We start from the raw sequence: 13,382 nt of genomic DNA on the forward strand, positions 1-13,382 counted from the left end.
AAAAATTCCACTCAAAATGTTACTAAGATGGATTCGACAGTTGCTGTTGAATCCATTTTACATTTTCAGGTGTAAATAAACGGTCAATGTTCTTCCAGATAATATGATAACCGTAACCACCTTGTTTCATTTCCTTAACCGCATCGTCAATTGCCCAATTTTCAAAAATAATGCGATACATGGCAACGCTGGCGCCGGTACGGTCTGAACCATGGTAGCAGTGTAATAAAACGCGCTGGTCATTCTGCTTGGCAATTTTGATTTGTTGCATGACTTCTAAGAGATCTTGTCGGTCAATTGCCCAAGTGTTGATAGGAATATGCACAAGATTAAAATTTTCATTTTTAAAAACTAAAGTATCTGCGTCTTTGGCTCTTAAATTAATGATCGTTCCAATTTGATGATTCTTTAATTCAGAAATCATTGCAGCATCAGGCTGTTCACTGCGATAAACATCATTACTAATTTGATAAAAGTTATGAGTCTGAGAAACTAAGCTTCCCCAATCTTGTGGTCGATGCTCATGGGCGATACTTTCGTGCTGCATACACCCTTGTAAACTTATACAGATGACAAGTGTAAGGAGCGATAATTTTTTCATGTTTGATACCGTTTCAGCTCATCAGGGTCGTGAGCACAAATTATTTCAATCATTGGTTCATGTTGAGCTAAATGCTGTAAACGCTTGAGATTAAAAAGACGTTTTTGATTGTCTTCTGCAAATGTTTTTTCCAACAGACCAAGTGATCTTAATTTATTTTTAGGGTTTAACTCTAGGTGTGAGTAGTAGGCATCTCCACAAAATAATAACCATTGATTTTGTTGCTTTATTGCAATACCGCAATGTCCAGCTGAATGCCCCAACAGTGGTACCATTAAAATTTCATCTTGAAACAGTGGAAATCCTTTTACTTTTTCGAGGTTAAACCATGCTTCACCTTTTTGATATTCAATAAAGTTCCAGTAGCGATGATCTTTATATTGATTGGTTCTATAACGAAGTTTGCCCTTAAAATTTGGAAGTTGGGCTGCGTTGTATTCTGCTGCTAAAACATGCACAGTGGCATGTGGAAAATCTGAGATACCACCAGCATGATCAAAATCAAGATGAGTGACAAAGATGTGCTGTACATCCTTCGGATTAAATCCTAGCTTTTGAATTTGTTGGATCGCACTAAATTCAAGATTATGCTCAATATTGCCTAAGCGTTTAACTAATGAGCCTAGGCGCTGCTTCATATGTAAGTAATCTTGCAAGCCAAAGCCAGTATCGATAAGCACTAAGCCTCGATCAGTTTCAACTAAAAGACAATGACAGATTACTTCAGCTCGGAAGCCTTTTTGTCCAAATAAGGGTGCACAAACTGGGCACATGCTGCCACACTTTAAATGATGAATTTTATAGATCATGATTTTTATTTTTTTACCGAATCGTTTCGAGTTATAACTGATCTGAACAATAAAAACCATGAGTATTCAATACATAAATAAAAAAGCCATCACTACGGATGACTTTTTCGGGTGTGATATTTAATCTAAGTGTGCCTACGCGCTTTGCTTGTCTTGTAGGGAATTTTTCAGATATTTGCCTACGCACTGCGTTTGTCTTGCAAGCAATAAAACCTTTAGTCGGTTTTATTGCTTTCAGGCTGTGGCGTGAGGCGTAAATAAGGTTTAACAGCCGTATAACCTTTAGGGAAACGTTGTTTAATTTCTTCTTCATCTTTAAGTGATGGCACAATAACGACATCTTCACCTTGCTGCCAGTTCGCTGGTGTAGCGACTTTATGCTTGTCTGTTAATTGTAATGAATCCACAACACGTAAGACTTCGTTAAAATTTCGGCCCGTCGAAGCAGGGTAGGTAATGATTAAGCGAACTTTTTTGTTAGGATCAATAATCACTAATGAGCGCACTGTTAGAGTTTCACTGGCATTAGGGTGAATGAAGCCATAGAGCTCAGATACTTTACGATCTTTATCTGCAATGATTGGAAAGTTTACAGTTGTATTTTGTGTTTCATTAATATCGTTGATCCAGCCCTTGTGCGACTCTACATCGTCTACAGACAAAGCAATCGCTTTAACATTCCGCTTCGTAAATTCATCTTTTAATTTTGCTGTATAACCTAATTCAGTTGTACATACGGGAGTATAGTCGGCTGGATGTGAAAATAAGATTCCCCAACTATCCCCTAAAAAATCATAAAAATTAATTGTGCCTTCACTCGATTCTTGTTGAAAATCGGGAGCAGTATCTCCTAATCGTAGTGTCATGATCTTTCCTCAATTGCGCATAATTTGTTATTCGATTGAATGAATATGCAGCATTTACTTTATGATTAAAATTATTGTTTTTGTATTTTATTATGAACTTTTTATATAAGTGTAAATATATATGACTAAAACTCATTATTTTAAGTGCTTAATCAATGTAACTTTAAGGTAAATTTGCTAAATTAGATTTCTCGGAAGTTATGCTTAATCGATGAGCGTTAATGGTGTGTTTTTGGTGCTCGGCACATTAAGGGGAGATTAGATGAATGAAAAACCATTCGTCTAACTATCAGATTTTTTTTAGGGGTTTTGTGCAAACCCCTTGTACTTCAAATTTCTGGCACCATAATAAACGACTGAGAAAAAGTTTATTCATTTGACCAAGCAAGATTTAGAGAGTTTATCCATGTTGGCAAGTCTGATCGGAGGTATCTTCGGTACAAAAAATGAGCGTGAACTCAAACGCATGCGCAAAATTGTTGAGCAAATCAATGCGCTCGAGCCGACGATATCAGCTTTAAGCGATGCAGACTTATCTGCAAAAACTCCAGAATTCAAACAACGTTATAATAATGGCGAAAGTTTAGATAAATTACTTCCAGAAGCGTTTGCAGTTTGTCGTGAAGCTGCTAAGCGTGTGATGGGTATGCGTCACTATGACGTTCAGTTAATTGGTGGTATTACCTTACATGAAGGTAAGATTGCCGAGATGCGTACTGGTGAAGGTAAAACCCTTATGGGTACTCTGGCGTGTTATTTAAACGCTTTGAGTGGCCAAGGTGTACATGTCATTACTGTGAACGATTATTTGGCACAGCGTGATGCCGAGTTGAACCGCCCATTATTTGAGTTTTTGGGTCTATCAATTGGTACAATTTATTCAATGCAAGGTCCGTCAGAAAAAGCGGAAGCTTATCTTGCTGATATCACTTACGGTACCAATAACGAATTCGGTTTTGACTACTTACGTGACAACATGGTGTTTTCTTTAGCAGAAAAGAAACAACGTGGTTTGCACTATGCCATTATCGATGAAGTTGACTCCATCTTAATTGATGAGGCTCGTACACCATTAATTATTTCTGGTCAAAGTGAAGACTCTTCACACCTCTACAGTGCAATCAATACAATTCCACCTAAATTACATCCGCAAAAAGAAGAAAAAGTAGCAGATGGCGGCCATTTCTGGATTGATGAAAAGCAGCGTTCAGTTGAAATGACTGAAATTGGTTATGAAACTGTTGAACAAGAACTTATTCAAATGGGCTTGTTGGCTGAAGGCGAAAGCTTATATTCAGCAACAAACCTAAACCTTGTTCATCATGTATCTGCTGCTATTCGTGCGCATTTCCTATTCCAACGTGATGTTCACTATATTATTCATGATGGTGAAGTGGTTATTGTCGATGAACATACAGGTCGTACGATGCCGGGTCGTCGTTGGTCAGAAGGTTTGCATCAAGCTGTTGAAGCAAAAGAAGGCTTGGAAATTCAGCCTGAAAACCAAACTTTAGCGACAACAACATTCCAGAACTATTTCCGTCTCTATAAAAAGCTTTCAGGTATGACTGGTACTGCTGATACTGAAGCTGCGGAAATGAAAGAAATTTACGGTCTTGATGTTGTGATTATTCCAACTCACCGTCCAATGATTCGTAACGACCAAAACGATTTAATTTATTTAAACCGTAACGGCAAATATAACGCGATTATTCAAGAAATTATGAATATTCGTCAGCAGGGTGTTGCTCCAATTTTGATTGGTACAGCAACCATTGAAGCCAGCGAAATTTTATCTTCTAAGTTAATGCAAGCTGGTATTCATCATGAAGTTTTGAACGCAAAACAACATGAGCGTGAAGCTGACATTATTGCTCAAGCGGGTAGCCCGAATGCAGTAACGATTGCAACTAACATGGCTGGCCGTGGTACGGACATTATCTTGGGTGGTAACTGGAAAGCTAAGCTTGCCAAACTAGAGAACCCAACTGCAGAAGATGAATCACGTCTAAAAGCACAATGGGAACAAGACCACGAAGATGTCTTGCAAGCAGGTGGTTTGCACATTATTGGTTCTGAACGTCATGAATCACGTCGTATTGACAACCAGTTACGTGGCCGTGCCGGTCGTCAGGGTGACCCTGGTGTTTCTCGTTTCTATTTGTCTCTTGAAGATGACCTTATGCGTATTTTCGCAGGCGACCGTGTTGTTGGCATGATGCGTGCGATGGGTTTGAAAGAAGACGAAGCGATTGAACATAAAATGGTGAGCCGTTCGATTGAGAATGCTCAACGTAAAGTTGAAGCGCGTAACTTCGATATTCGTAAGAATTTATTGAAATACGATGACGTGAATAATGAACAGCGTAAGATCATTTACTCACAACGTGATGAAGTATTAGCTGAAAATACCTTAAAAGAATACGTTGAAGAAATGCATCGTGAAGTGATGCAAGGCATGATTGCTAACTTTATTCCACCAGAGTCAATTCATGACCAGTGGGATGTGGAAGGTTTAGAAAATGCTTTACGTATTGATTTAGGTATTGAGCTTCCAATTCAAGAATGGTTAGACCAAGATCGTCGTTTAGATGAAGAAGGTTTGGTTGAGCGTATTAGTGATGAAGTGATTGAGCGTTATCGTCAGCGCCGTGCTCAAATGGGTGATGAATCTGCAGCAATGCTTGAGCGCCATTTCGTTTTAAATTCTCTTGATCGCCATTGGAAAGATCACTTGGCTGCAATGGATTATTTGCGTCAAGGTATTCACTTACGTGGCTATGCGCAAAAGAACCCTGAGCAGGAATATAAGAAAGAAGCTTTCAACCTGTTCGTAAACATGTTGGGTATTATTAAAACTGATGTTGTGACTGATTTGTCTCGTGTACATATCCCAACACCAGAAGAACTTGCAGAAATGGAAGCTCAACAGCAGCAGCAAGCTGAATCAATGAAGCTTTCTTTTGAACATGATGATGTAGATGGTTTAACTGGTGAAGTTACACTTTCTCAAGAAACCATGAACGAGTCTGCCGATCAGCAAGCTTTCCCTGTTCCAGAAAGCCGTAATGCCCCATGCCCATGTGGTTCAGGACTAAAATATAAGCAATGTCACGGTAAGATCTAATCTGCCTTCACAAAAAAAGCAGAACAATTGTTCTGCTTTTTTTATGTTTGTAGTAAGCCTGTGAATAATGTTTGCAGTTTTAAGCATTAAATGCTATTTACTTCTCATCCAGAGTGTATGTTGGAAAGACAATGAAAAAAGTATTACAACCTTTATTTTTAACTGTTCTTGCTGTACCAAGTTTTGTTTTTGCAGCAGAAGCAGCTTCAGCCCCTCAAACGACAACGGTTGACAAAGTGCTTGCAGCAAAAGGCCCAACTTCGGCTCAAGCTGTAGTGAAGCAAGAAAATACTACAGTGATTAGTCCACGTACAGGTATTCGCTATACGTTGGGTAACACAGGTAATCGCCCAATTATTTTACAAACTACAGCGATTGCTCCAGCAAACTCAGCAAACATTAATCGTATTGTGGCAAGTAACCCTGCTCTCTCTGCAAAAAGCCAAGAAAAAGCAAAAGTTGCTTTAATTGGTGAAGCAGCAGTAGCAGGACCAGCAGCAGTTGCAGCAAGCAGTGTAACAGTGCCAGCTGCAACAAATAGTGTTGCTCCAGCAAATCCTGCATCAATGAACTAATTCATATACGTATAAAAAAGCCAGTTCAAATTGAACTGGCTTTTTTATAGGGGTGTCTTTAAAACTTTAAATCTGATTATTTACATCATCATTTTTCGTTTCACGAATGAGTAAGAACGCAACTAATGATAAAAGTGATGCAGCAGTAAGATAGTAACCAACTGCATATAAACCATAAGTTTCAGCAAGCTTAGTCGCAATGAGTGGGGCAAAGGATGCACCAAAAATACCAGCCAAGTTAAAGGTTAATGCTGAACCTGTATAACGAACCGAGGTTGGGAAAAGTTCAGAAAGAACTGTACCAATCGGACCATAGGTTAAGCCCATAATTGCTAAGCCTGTACATAAGAAAAGGAATACGATTAAGGTATTTCCAGACTCTAACATACTAGAGAAGAACAAGCCGAAAATCGCAGCAGCAATACAAACGCCAATAGAAGTTGTTTTTCGACCAAATTTTTCTGCAAAAATAGCAGATAAAGGAATAAATGCGGCAAAGCAAAGTGTGGCAAACAATTGAAGTTCTAAAAACTCTCCACGCGCATAACCCAGTTTAGTGGTTCCCCAGTTTAAGGCAAATACGGTAGTGAGATAGAACACAACAAAGGTACAGATTGCTGCAACTGTACCAAGAATAAGCTTACCTGTATGTTTGGTTAAAACTTCTTTAAATGGAATATTAACTTCTTTTTGCTTATCTAAAACCTTTTGGAAAGCTGGAGTTTCATGAAGTTTTAAACGGATATATAAGCCAACAATAACCAATACAGCACTGGCAATGAATGGAATACGCCAACCCCATTGCATGAATGCTTGCTCAGGAATAACTGCACTCAATAATAAGAATGAACCTGTTGCCAGAATAAAGCCGATTGGAGCACCTAGCTGCGGAAACATGCCGTACCATGCTCTTTTACCTTCTGGGGCATTTTCAGTCGCTAATAATACTGCGCCACTCCATTCACCGCCTAAACCTAAGCCTTGTCCTAAACGACAAACAGCTAATAGTAATGGTGCGACAATCCCGATTTGGGCATAGGTGGGAAGTAAACCAATACATACGGTTGAAATACCCATGGTCAGTAAAGCTGCAACTAATGTGGCTTTACGACCAATACGGTCTCCTAGATGGCCAAATAATGCGGCACCGATAGGACGAGCAATAAAGGCAATTGCAAAGGTTGCCAGAGATTGTAAAACTGCGGCACTGCCACTACTAGCAGGGAAAAATAGGTGAGGAAAGATAATCACAGCAGCTGTTGCATAGATATAAAAGTCGAAGAACTCAATAGTTGTACCGACTAAGCTTGCAAACAAAACTCGTGTTTTTGAATTAGTGGCTACTACAGGAGCAGCAGTCGCAGAGGTTGACTCCATATAAGTCCTTATATCCGTTAAAATTTATTTTTAATGACTACTCTTTTTAAAGACGTATTTTTCTCAAAGAATAGCGTGAAAGAACATCATCCATGACTCTTTCAGGATCACTGAATATGAGTGAAAAATGGACTAAACTACGTACCAATAGATTGCAAGAAAATGTGCCCCTGCACCTAAAAGCACAAAAATATGCCAGATCGCATGGGTATATCTTACCTTTTTTAACGCGTAAAACAATGCTCCAACCGTATAAGCTAATCCGCCAATAATTAACAAAATCAACGCGTCTTTACTCAGATAGGTGCGCATATCATCCATAACAAATACAGCAAGCCACCCCATAAGAACATAAGCAAGTAGCGAAATTTTCTGAAAACGATGAATAAAAACTAACTTGAAAAGTGTACCAATTGCAGCAATGCTCCATAGAGCAATAAGTAAAATATGAGCTTTTTGCGTAGGTATAGCAATGCTTAAGAACGGGGTATATGTTCCCGCAATTAAATAATAAATAGCAGTGTGGTCGAGTTTTTTATACCAGTAGCGTAGGTTTTGTGTTTGAGCAAAATGATAGAGTGTAGAACTGGTAAAAACTAAAATTAGGCTAAATGAATATACCCATAAACCCACCCACTGAGCAGTTGAAAGATAAGATCCCTTTATAATTAAAAAGATAGAAGCTACAACTGCCATAACAACACCAGCACCATGACTATAGGCATTAAATAGTTCTTCTTTTGGATCATAAGTTTCCAACACAGATTTACTCATAACTTTAATTTTTTTGATTAAAAATACAAATGTATAGAAATACAAAACAGTCGTAAAGTTATTTTATTTTTAATCCTAGACCCTTTAAACTTCTATTTTATATGAGTCTTCATTTTTCAGGTATATCCGTGTCGGTTTTCTCCTTTGAGCAAGAACAGCAATTCTTTCATGAAATCAAGCAAATGCTTGACCAACAAGCTTTTGAGCGTTTGATCTTGAGCCAATATAAGGGAGAGTTAGCGCAACTGGAAAAAATCACTTTCCGCGTTGTAGAGCTACATGGACAAAAACAGCTTTCAGCTCTATACCATCACACTACTCAAGATGTGACTAAAAACTATTTATTTCAAGAAGGTTTGCAACAGATTGAGCAATTAATCGCACAGTGTAAGCAAGCAAACTTATTTTCAACCACTCAAGAAATTCAACTTAAAAAAAATAAGAAAAAAGCCATATTAAATATGGGTAAAAAGCAGGCCGTAAATACGACACAAACGGTTCAGGCGCATGACCGTGAAAAGCAGCGCTATGTACAGCAGGGCAATGCATTTTTAAAAGAGCTGGGTATTACTGATGAGAAAGCCCAAGTTATTCCAAGCATGGCTCGTAAATGGAAACAGATTAATAAATTTATCGAAATTTTTGCGAGTGCCTATGAACAGATTGATGCATCTCAACAAGAGTTACGCATTGTCGATTTTGGCTCGGGGAAAGGTTATTTAACTTTTGCATTGTATGATTATCTGCAACAACAGCAGAAAATACCATTGATTACTGGTGTAGAGCTGCGCCGTAATTTGGTGGAATTTTGCCAGAACGTTGCAGACAAAGTGCATTTTAACCACTTAGACTTTTTTGAAGGTGATGTCCGTAGTTATCAACCGGAAAAGCTGGATGTAATGATTGCCTTACACGCGTGTGATATTGCCACTGATTTTGCTATTCATACAGGAATTCGTTTAAACGCTTCGATGATTATGTGCGCGCCATGTTGTCACAAAGAGTTGCGTCCACAACTACATAGTCCTGAAGTTTTACAACCCATGCTACAGTTTGGTATTCATGCAGGGCAACAAGCCGAGATGTTGACCGACACTTTACGTGCGTTACTTTTAAAAGCATATGGCTACGAAACCAAAGTTTTTGAGTTTGTATCGCTTGAACATACCAGCAAAAATAAAATGATTTTGGCGGCAAAACGCAAAAACGTTTCACAACCTGATGCGAAGATTATGGCTCAAATCCAAGCATTGAAAGAAATGTACGGAATTAAAAAACAATCGTTGGAATTATTATTGCAAGATCAGTTGCCGATCGAAAATATCGGCTGTAAGTGCTAGGAAGGTGAATGGATGTATAAAATTGTAGAGGGTGGTTGGGAACAGCTTGAGCAAGATGCCAAATACATCCGTGAACAAGTCTTTATCCAAGAACAGGGAATTGCACCTGAAGATGAATGGGACGACTTGGATGCCACAGTTCTACATTTTATTGTCTATGACAAAGAGCAGCCTATCGCTACAGCACGTTTGTTGCTGCAGCATAGCGTAGGGCGTGTTGCTGTTTTAATGCCTTATCGAAAGCAGGGGATTGGTAAAATTTTAATGCAGCATATTATTGAATATGCGCGCCAACATAAATTGCCTTACTTAAAGCTTTCAGCACAAACCTATGTGACAGCTTTTTACGAAGCTTTAGGTTTTAAAGTGCAGGGGGAGGTTTACGAAGACTGTGGCATTCCACATATTGATATGGTTTTGAAGTTAAATTGAGACTTCTTTTTAGAAGTCTCAATTTAGATTTATTTCATTGCCTTCCAGCTTTCAATTGCCTGTAGACCTGTTTCTAAACCGACTTCATAACTGTAGCGAAGCTTTTTCGGATTGGTAGTTAAACGGCCAGCCATGTTTTTAAGAGGCGGTGGACACACTTCTAAAATTTGCTGGTCTGGATTTTCACCACGAACGAAATCTACTGAGGCGTTATAACGAGCACAGCGGCTACGCAAGCTGCTAGCGAAACCATAATGATGTTTAAACGCATATTTTGCGAGGAATTGATCACCTCGACTACTGGCCTTGAAGTAATTTTTCGGGCGAGTGCGTAAAACTAACAGTTTTTTGACGCCACTTTGCTGAGCTGTCCAGCGAACGGGTAAGGCATCTGCAACACCACCATCAAAATAAGGTTCACCCATAATATCGACGGGATGACGCGTTAAAACTGGAATTGAGCTAGAAGCACGAAGCGCATTTAGCAAATTATCTTTACCCGCACGAAGATATTCTGCATGACCTGTTTTGGCATGCGTCAACACCATATAAAAATCTGGATTTTTGGCAAAAAGACTCTGTTGATCAAGTGGATGTTCTTTTTCACCAATTTCCCACATCCATTTTAAGTCAAGTAAATCGCCGCCCTTAAAAAAGCGCTTGTAATCGATAAATTCAGGACGCAGTGAATGATCAATATAAAATGTTAAAGTGCGGCCTTGCTGGCCTGCCAAGTAATTAGCCACATTGGTTGAACCAGATGATACACCAACATATAAATCGAAAGGATTAAACTGCTGTTGTAAAAATGAGTCAAGTACACCACTGGTAAAGGCACCACGCATGCCTCCACCTTCTACAACCAGTGCGTTGCGGGAAAAATCTGTCATTTGAAAAATATCTGATTACTGAGTTGATTGCTTATGTTCTTGCATATCCATTTCAGGCATGTTGTCACTATGTTGAGCATGTTGCTCTGTAGAGTGTTCAGCCTTTTGCTGCATTTGCTCTTGTTGTGCTTTGCGCTGTGCACCTGGCATATAGTCAGGTTCATTACTCATTGCTAAATAGAAAAAGCCAAGGAAAATTGCACTTAAAACACCAACGATCAGAACAAATTTCCAGCCTAAAATTGCTGACTCGGAAGAATTTTTATCGGACATAAGAATTTCTCGAATGTGCTGTAGAAGCACAAAAATGAAGTCTATTTATAGCATATTTAGGCAGGGGGCTGAAATCTTAAAGGTCATAAAGAAAAACCCATATAAATAAAATATATTTATATGGGTAAGGTTTATGCAGTTTTTTAAATATTCAATAAGACTAAATTACTGAATATTTTGTTTCTGCTCAGCTTTGGTTTTTAGTAAAGCTGGTGGTGTAAAACGTTCACCATATTTGGCAGCTAATTCTTCGGCACGTTTTTGTGCTTTATCAGTACCATACTGATTTAGGAATTGAATTGCTCCTCCAGTCCAAGGTGCATAACCAATCCCAAAGATAGAACCGACATTGGCATCAATTACAGACTCCAATACGCCTTCTTCATAACAACGTAAAGTATCTAAGGCCTGTACAAACAGAATGCGATCAATCATATCTTGTTCAGAAATATCATGATCTTTTTTCCAGCGGTTTAAGCCTTCCCATAGATGCTTTTTACCATTTTCAGGGTATTCATAAAAACCAGCTCCAGCAGCTTTACCTTTACGGTTTAACTCATGAATCATGGTGTGAACCACTTCATCTACAGAAGTTTTAGGTAAATCTTTTCCTTCGGCTTGTAGAGCTTTGCGTGCTTCACTGGCAACATGTTCGGTTAATGTTAAAGATACTTCATCTTGAATAGCGAGGGGGCCAACTGGCATACCAGCTTTCAGTGCTGCCATTTCAATACGCGCTGGGTGGACACCTTCGGCAAGCAAGCGCATACCTTCTTGAATGAAAGTACCAAACACACGACTGGTAAAGAAACCACGGCTATCATTGACAACAATCGGTGTTTTTCCAATTTGTTGTACAAAGTCGTAAGCTTTGGCAAGTGTCTCTGCGGAGGTGTTTTTACCTTTAATAATCTCAACCAACTGCATTTTGTCGACAGGGCTAAAGAAATGCAGACCGATAAAAGCTTTATCATCCTTACTTGCCTGAGCTAAACCTGTAATTGGCAGGGTTGAGGTGTTTGATGCCATCACACCGTTAGGCGCTAGATATTGCTCGGCTTCTTGAGTGACTTTAGCTTTGAGTTCTTGATTTTCAAATACCGCTTCAATAATTAAATCACAACCTTGAAGATCTTGAGCGGAAGCCGTCGCCGTGATGAGAGATAAAATCTGATCATGTTTTTCTGCGGTCATGCGGCCTTGTGAAACACGTTTATCTAAGAGCTTTTGTGAGTAAGCTTTACCTTTCTCAGCATTTTCAACAGATACATCTTTAAGTACAACAGGAATGCCTTTAATGGCTGTTGAATAGGCAATGCCCGCACCCATCATGCCTGCACCCAACACACCCACTTTCGTGGCTTGCCATTTTGCAACGTCGGCAGGGCGGCTAGCCCCAGACTTAATTGCATTTAAACCATGCCAGAAAGTGCCGATCATATTTTTAGAAATTTGGCCTGTGGTAAGCTGAGTAAAGTAGCGAGACTCAATACGCAGTGCAGTATCGATATCAACTTGAGCACCTTCAACTGCGGCAGCCATAATTGCTTCAGGGGCAGGGTAACAACCTTTGGTTTTGTCTTTTAACATGGCTGGTGCAATTGCAAGAACTTGTGCAACTGCTGGAGTTTTTGGATCGCCACCCGGAATTTTATAACCCTTCACATCAAAAGGCTGTTGAGATTTTGGATTGGCTTTGACCCATGCAATCGCTTTATCTAAAAGCTCTTGTTCATTTTCAGCCGTATCATGGATTAAACCTAAAGATTTTGCTTTATCAACACCGAACTGTTTGCCTTCCATTAAAAATGGGAACGCATTTTGAAGCCCGAGTAGGCGTACCATACGTACAATACCACCGCCACCTGGTAGTAAGCCTAAAGTAACTTCTGGTAGACCAAATTTGCTTTTCGCGTCATTGATTGCAATACGGTGATGGCAACTTAATGCGATTTCCCAACCACCTCCAAGTGCTGTGCCATTTAATGCTGCAACCACTGGAATCCCTAGTGTTTCAATTGTACGTAAATGACCTTTTAGCTTTTCAACCATATTGAAAAAGTCAGTTGCGTGTTCAGGCTGAACTTGAATCAGCTCATCTAAATCACCACCTGCAAAGAAAGTTTTTTTAGCCGAGCGGAAAATAACCCCTGAAAGTTCTGTTTCTGCTTTAAGTTTCTGAGTCGCTTCATCGAGCGAGTCACGAAACTCGGCATTCATGGTGTTCGCAGATTGACCAGTTGAATCAAGCGTTAAAATGACAATATTGTCGGCATTTTTTTCGTATTGAATTGCACTCATCTTCTATATCCCTAATT

The 13,382-nt window shown here is 39.3% G+C and carries 12 protein-coding genes; 4 read left to right on the top strand and 8 right to left on the bottom strand.

Annotated elements, in window-relative coordinates:
- Nucleotides 1–22 precede the first annotated feature (22 nt).
- From KIP84_RS03100 to KIP84_RS03110, 3 genes are all read right to left on the bottom strand, one after another.
- Complete coding sequence (locus KIP84_RS03100) at nt 23–601, bottom strand: dual specificity protein phosphatase family protein (protein WP_197738968.1); 579 nt, start codon at nt 599–601, stop codon at nt 23–25.
- Nucleotides 598–1,410: an MBL fold metallo-hydrolase gene (locus tag KIP84_RS03105; RefSeq protein ID WP_199113989.1), complete on the bottom strand. Its 813-nt coding sequence runs from the start codon at nt 1,408–1,410 to the stop codon at nt 598–600. The genes KIP84_RS03100 and KIP84_RS03105 overlap by 4 nt, the downstream gene beginning before the upstream one ends.
- A gap of 215 nt (nt 1,411–1,625) precedes the next feature.
- The gene (locus tag KIP84_RS03110) at nt 1,626–2,276 is read right to left on the bottom strand and encodes a peroxiredoxin (protein ID WP_005050084.1); all 651 of its coding nucleotides are present in this window, start codon (nt 2,274–2,276) and stop codon (nt 1,626–1,628) included.
- A gap of 406 nt (nt 2,277–2,682) precedes the next feature.
- On the opposite strand from KIP84_RS03110, the gene secA reads away from it, so the two are divergent.
- Both secA and KIP84_RS03120 read left to right on the top strand, forming a co-directional pair.
- Entirely contained in the window at nt 2,683–5,403 is a 2,721-nt protein-coding gene (gene secA, locus KIP84_RS03115; protein ID WP_213689310.1) for a preprotein translocase subunit SecA, read from the top strand.
- Nucleotides 5,404–5,534: 131 nt separating this feature from the next.
- Nucleotides 5,535–5,978 (top strand): hypothetical protein, encoded by a 444-nt coding sequence (locus KIP84_RS03120; protein WP_075383739.1) that lies wholly within the window; start codon nt 5,535–5,537, stop codon nt 5,976–5,978.
- Between the two features lie 66 nt (nt 5,979–6,044).
- On the opposite strand, the gene KIP84_RS03125 is transcribed toward KIP84_RS03120, so the two are convergent.
- Both KIP84_RS03125 and KIP84_RS03130 read right to left on the bottom strand, forming a co-directional pair.
- Nucleotides 6,045–7,355 (bottom strand): MFS transporter, encoded by a 1,311-nt coding sequence (locus KIP84_RS03125; RefSeq protein ID WP_002116183.1) that lies wholly within the window; start codon nt 7,353–7,355, stop codon nt 6,045–6,047.
- A 132-nt stretch (nt 7,356–7,487) separates the two neighbouring features.
- Nucleotides 7,488–8,129: a hemolysin III family protein gene (locus KIP84_RS03130; protein ID WP_031944657.1), complete on the bottom strand. Its 642-nt coding sequence runs from the start codon at nt 8,127–8,129 to the stop codon at nt 7,488–7,490.
- Between the two features lie 128 nt (nt 8,130–8,257).
- On the opposite strand from KIP84_RS03130, the gene KIP84_RS03135 reads away from it, so the two are divergent.
- Together KIP84_RS03135 and KIP84_RS03140 are read left to right on the top strand one after the other, a co-directional pair.
- The gene (locus KIP84_RS03135; RefSeq protein ID WP_213689311.1) at nt 8,258–9,469 is read left to right on the top strand and encodes an SAM-dependent methyltransferase; all 1,212 of its coding nucleotides are present in this window, start codon (nt 8,258–8,260) and stop codon (nt 9,467–9,469) included.
- 12 nt (nt 9,470–9,481) lie between these two features.
- Complete coding sequence (locus tag KIP84_RS03140) at nt 9,482–9,901, top strand: GNAT family N-acetyltransferase (RefSeq protein ID WP_213689312.1); 420 nt, start codon at nt 9,482–9,484, stop codon at nt 9,899–9,901.
- Nucleotides 9,902–9,930: 29 nt separating this feature from the next.
- Here the strand turns inward: KIP84_RS03140 and KIP84_RS03145 are convergent, their stop codons facing one another.
- The 3 genes from KIP84_RS03145 to KIP84_RS03155 form a co-directional block, all read right to left on the bottom strand.
- Nucleotides 9,931–10,791, bottom strand: a complete 861-nt coding sequence (locus KIP84_RS03145; RefSeq protein WP_213689313.1) for a patatin family protein — start codon at nt 10,789–10,791, stop codon at nt 9,931–9,933.
- Nucleotides 10,792–10,806: 15 nt separating this feature from the next.
- Nucleotides 10,807–11,064, bottom strand: a complete 258-nt coding sequence (locus tag KIP84_RS03150) for a hypothetical protein (protein WP_001280981.1) — start codon at nt 11,062–11,064, stop codon at nt 10,807–10,809.
- A 165-nt stretch (nt 11,065–11,229) separates the two neighbouring features.
- Complete coding sequence (locus KIP84_RS03155) at nt 11,230–13,365, bottom strand: 3-hydroxyacyl-CoA dehydrogenase NAD-binding domain-containing protein (RefSeq protein ID WP_213689314.1); 2,136 nt, start codon at nt 13,363–13,365, stop codon at nt 11,230–11,232.
- Nucleotides 13,366–13,382: the final 17 nt, after the last annotated feature.

Origin of the sequence: Acinetobacter sp. BHS4, assembly GCF_018454425.1 — a bacterium.
GTDB lineage: Bacteria > Pseudomonadota > Gammaproteobacteria > Pseudomonadales > Moraxellaceae > Acinetobacter > Acinetobacter pittii.

Coding starts and splice junctions, on each gene's coding strand:
- KIP84_RS03100 (WP_197738968.1), bottom strand. CDS start 601: ATGAAAAAATTATCGCTCCTTACACTTGTCATCTGTATAAGTTTACAA.
- KIP84_RS03105 (WP_199113989.1), bottom strand. CDS start 1,410: ATGATCTATAAAATTCATCATTTAAAGTGTGGCAGCATGTGCCCAGTT.
- KIP84_RS03110 (WP_005050084.1), bottom strand. CDS start 2,276: ATGACACTACGATTAGGAGATACTGCTCCCGATTTTCAACAAGAATCG.
- secA (WP_213689310.1), top strand. CDS start 2,683: ATGTTGGCAAGTCTGATCGGAGGTATCTTCGGTACAAAAAATGAGCGT.
- KIP84_RS03120 (WP_075383739.1), top strand. CDS start 5,535: ATGAAAAAAGTATTACAACCTTTATTTTTAACTGTTCTTGCTGTACCA.
- KIP84_RS03125 (WP_002116183.1), bottom strand. CDS start 7,355: ATGGAGTCAACCTCTGCGACTGCTGCTCCTGTAGTAGCCACTAATTCA.
- KIP84_RS03130 (WP_031944657.1), bottom strand. CDS start 8,129: ATGAGTAAATCTGTGTTGGAAACTTATGATCCAAAAGAAGAACTATTT.
- KIP84_RS03140 (WP_213689312.1), top strand. CDS start 9,482: ATGTATAAAATTGTAGAGGGTGGTTGGGAACAGCTTGAGCAAGATGCC.
- KIP84_RS03145 (WP_213689313.1), bottom strand. CDS start 10,791: ATGACAGATTTTTCCCGCAACGCACTGGTTGTAGAAGGTGGAGGCATG.
- KIP84_RS03150 (WP_001280981.1), bottom strand. CDS start 11,064: ATGTCCGATAAAAATTCTTCCGAGTCAGCAATTTTAGGCTGGAAATTT.
- KIP84_RS03155 (WP_213689314.1), bottom strand. CDS start 13,365: ATGAGTGCAATTCAATACGAAAAAAATGCCGACAATATTGTCATTTTA.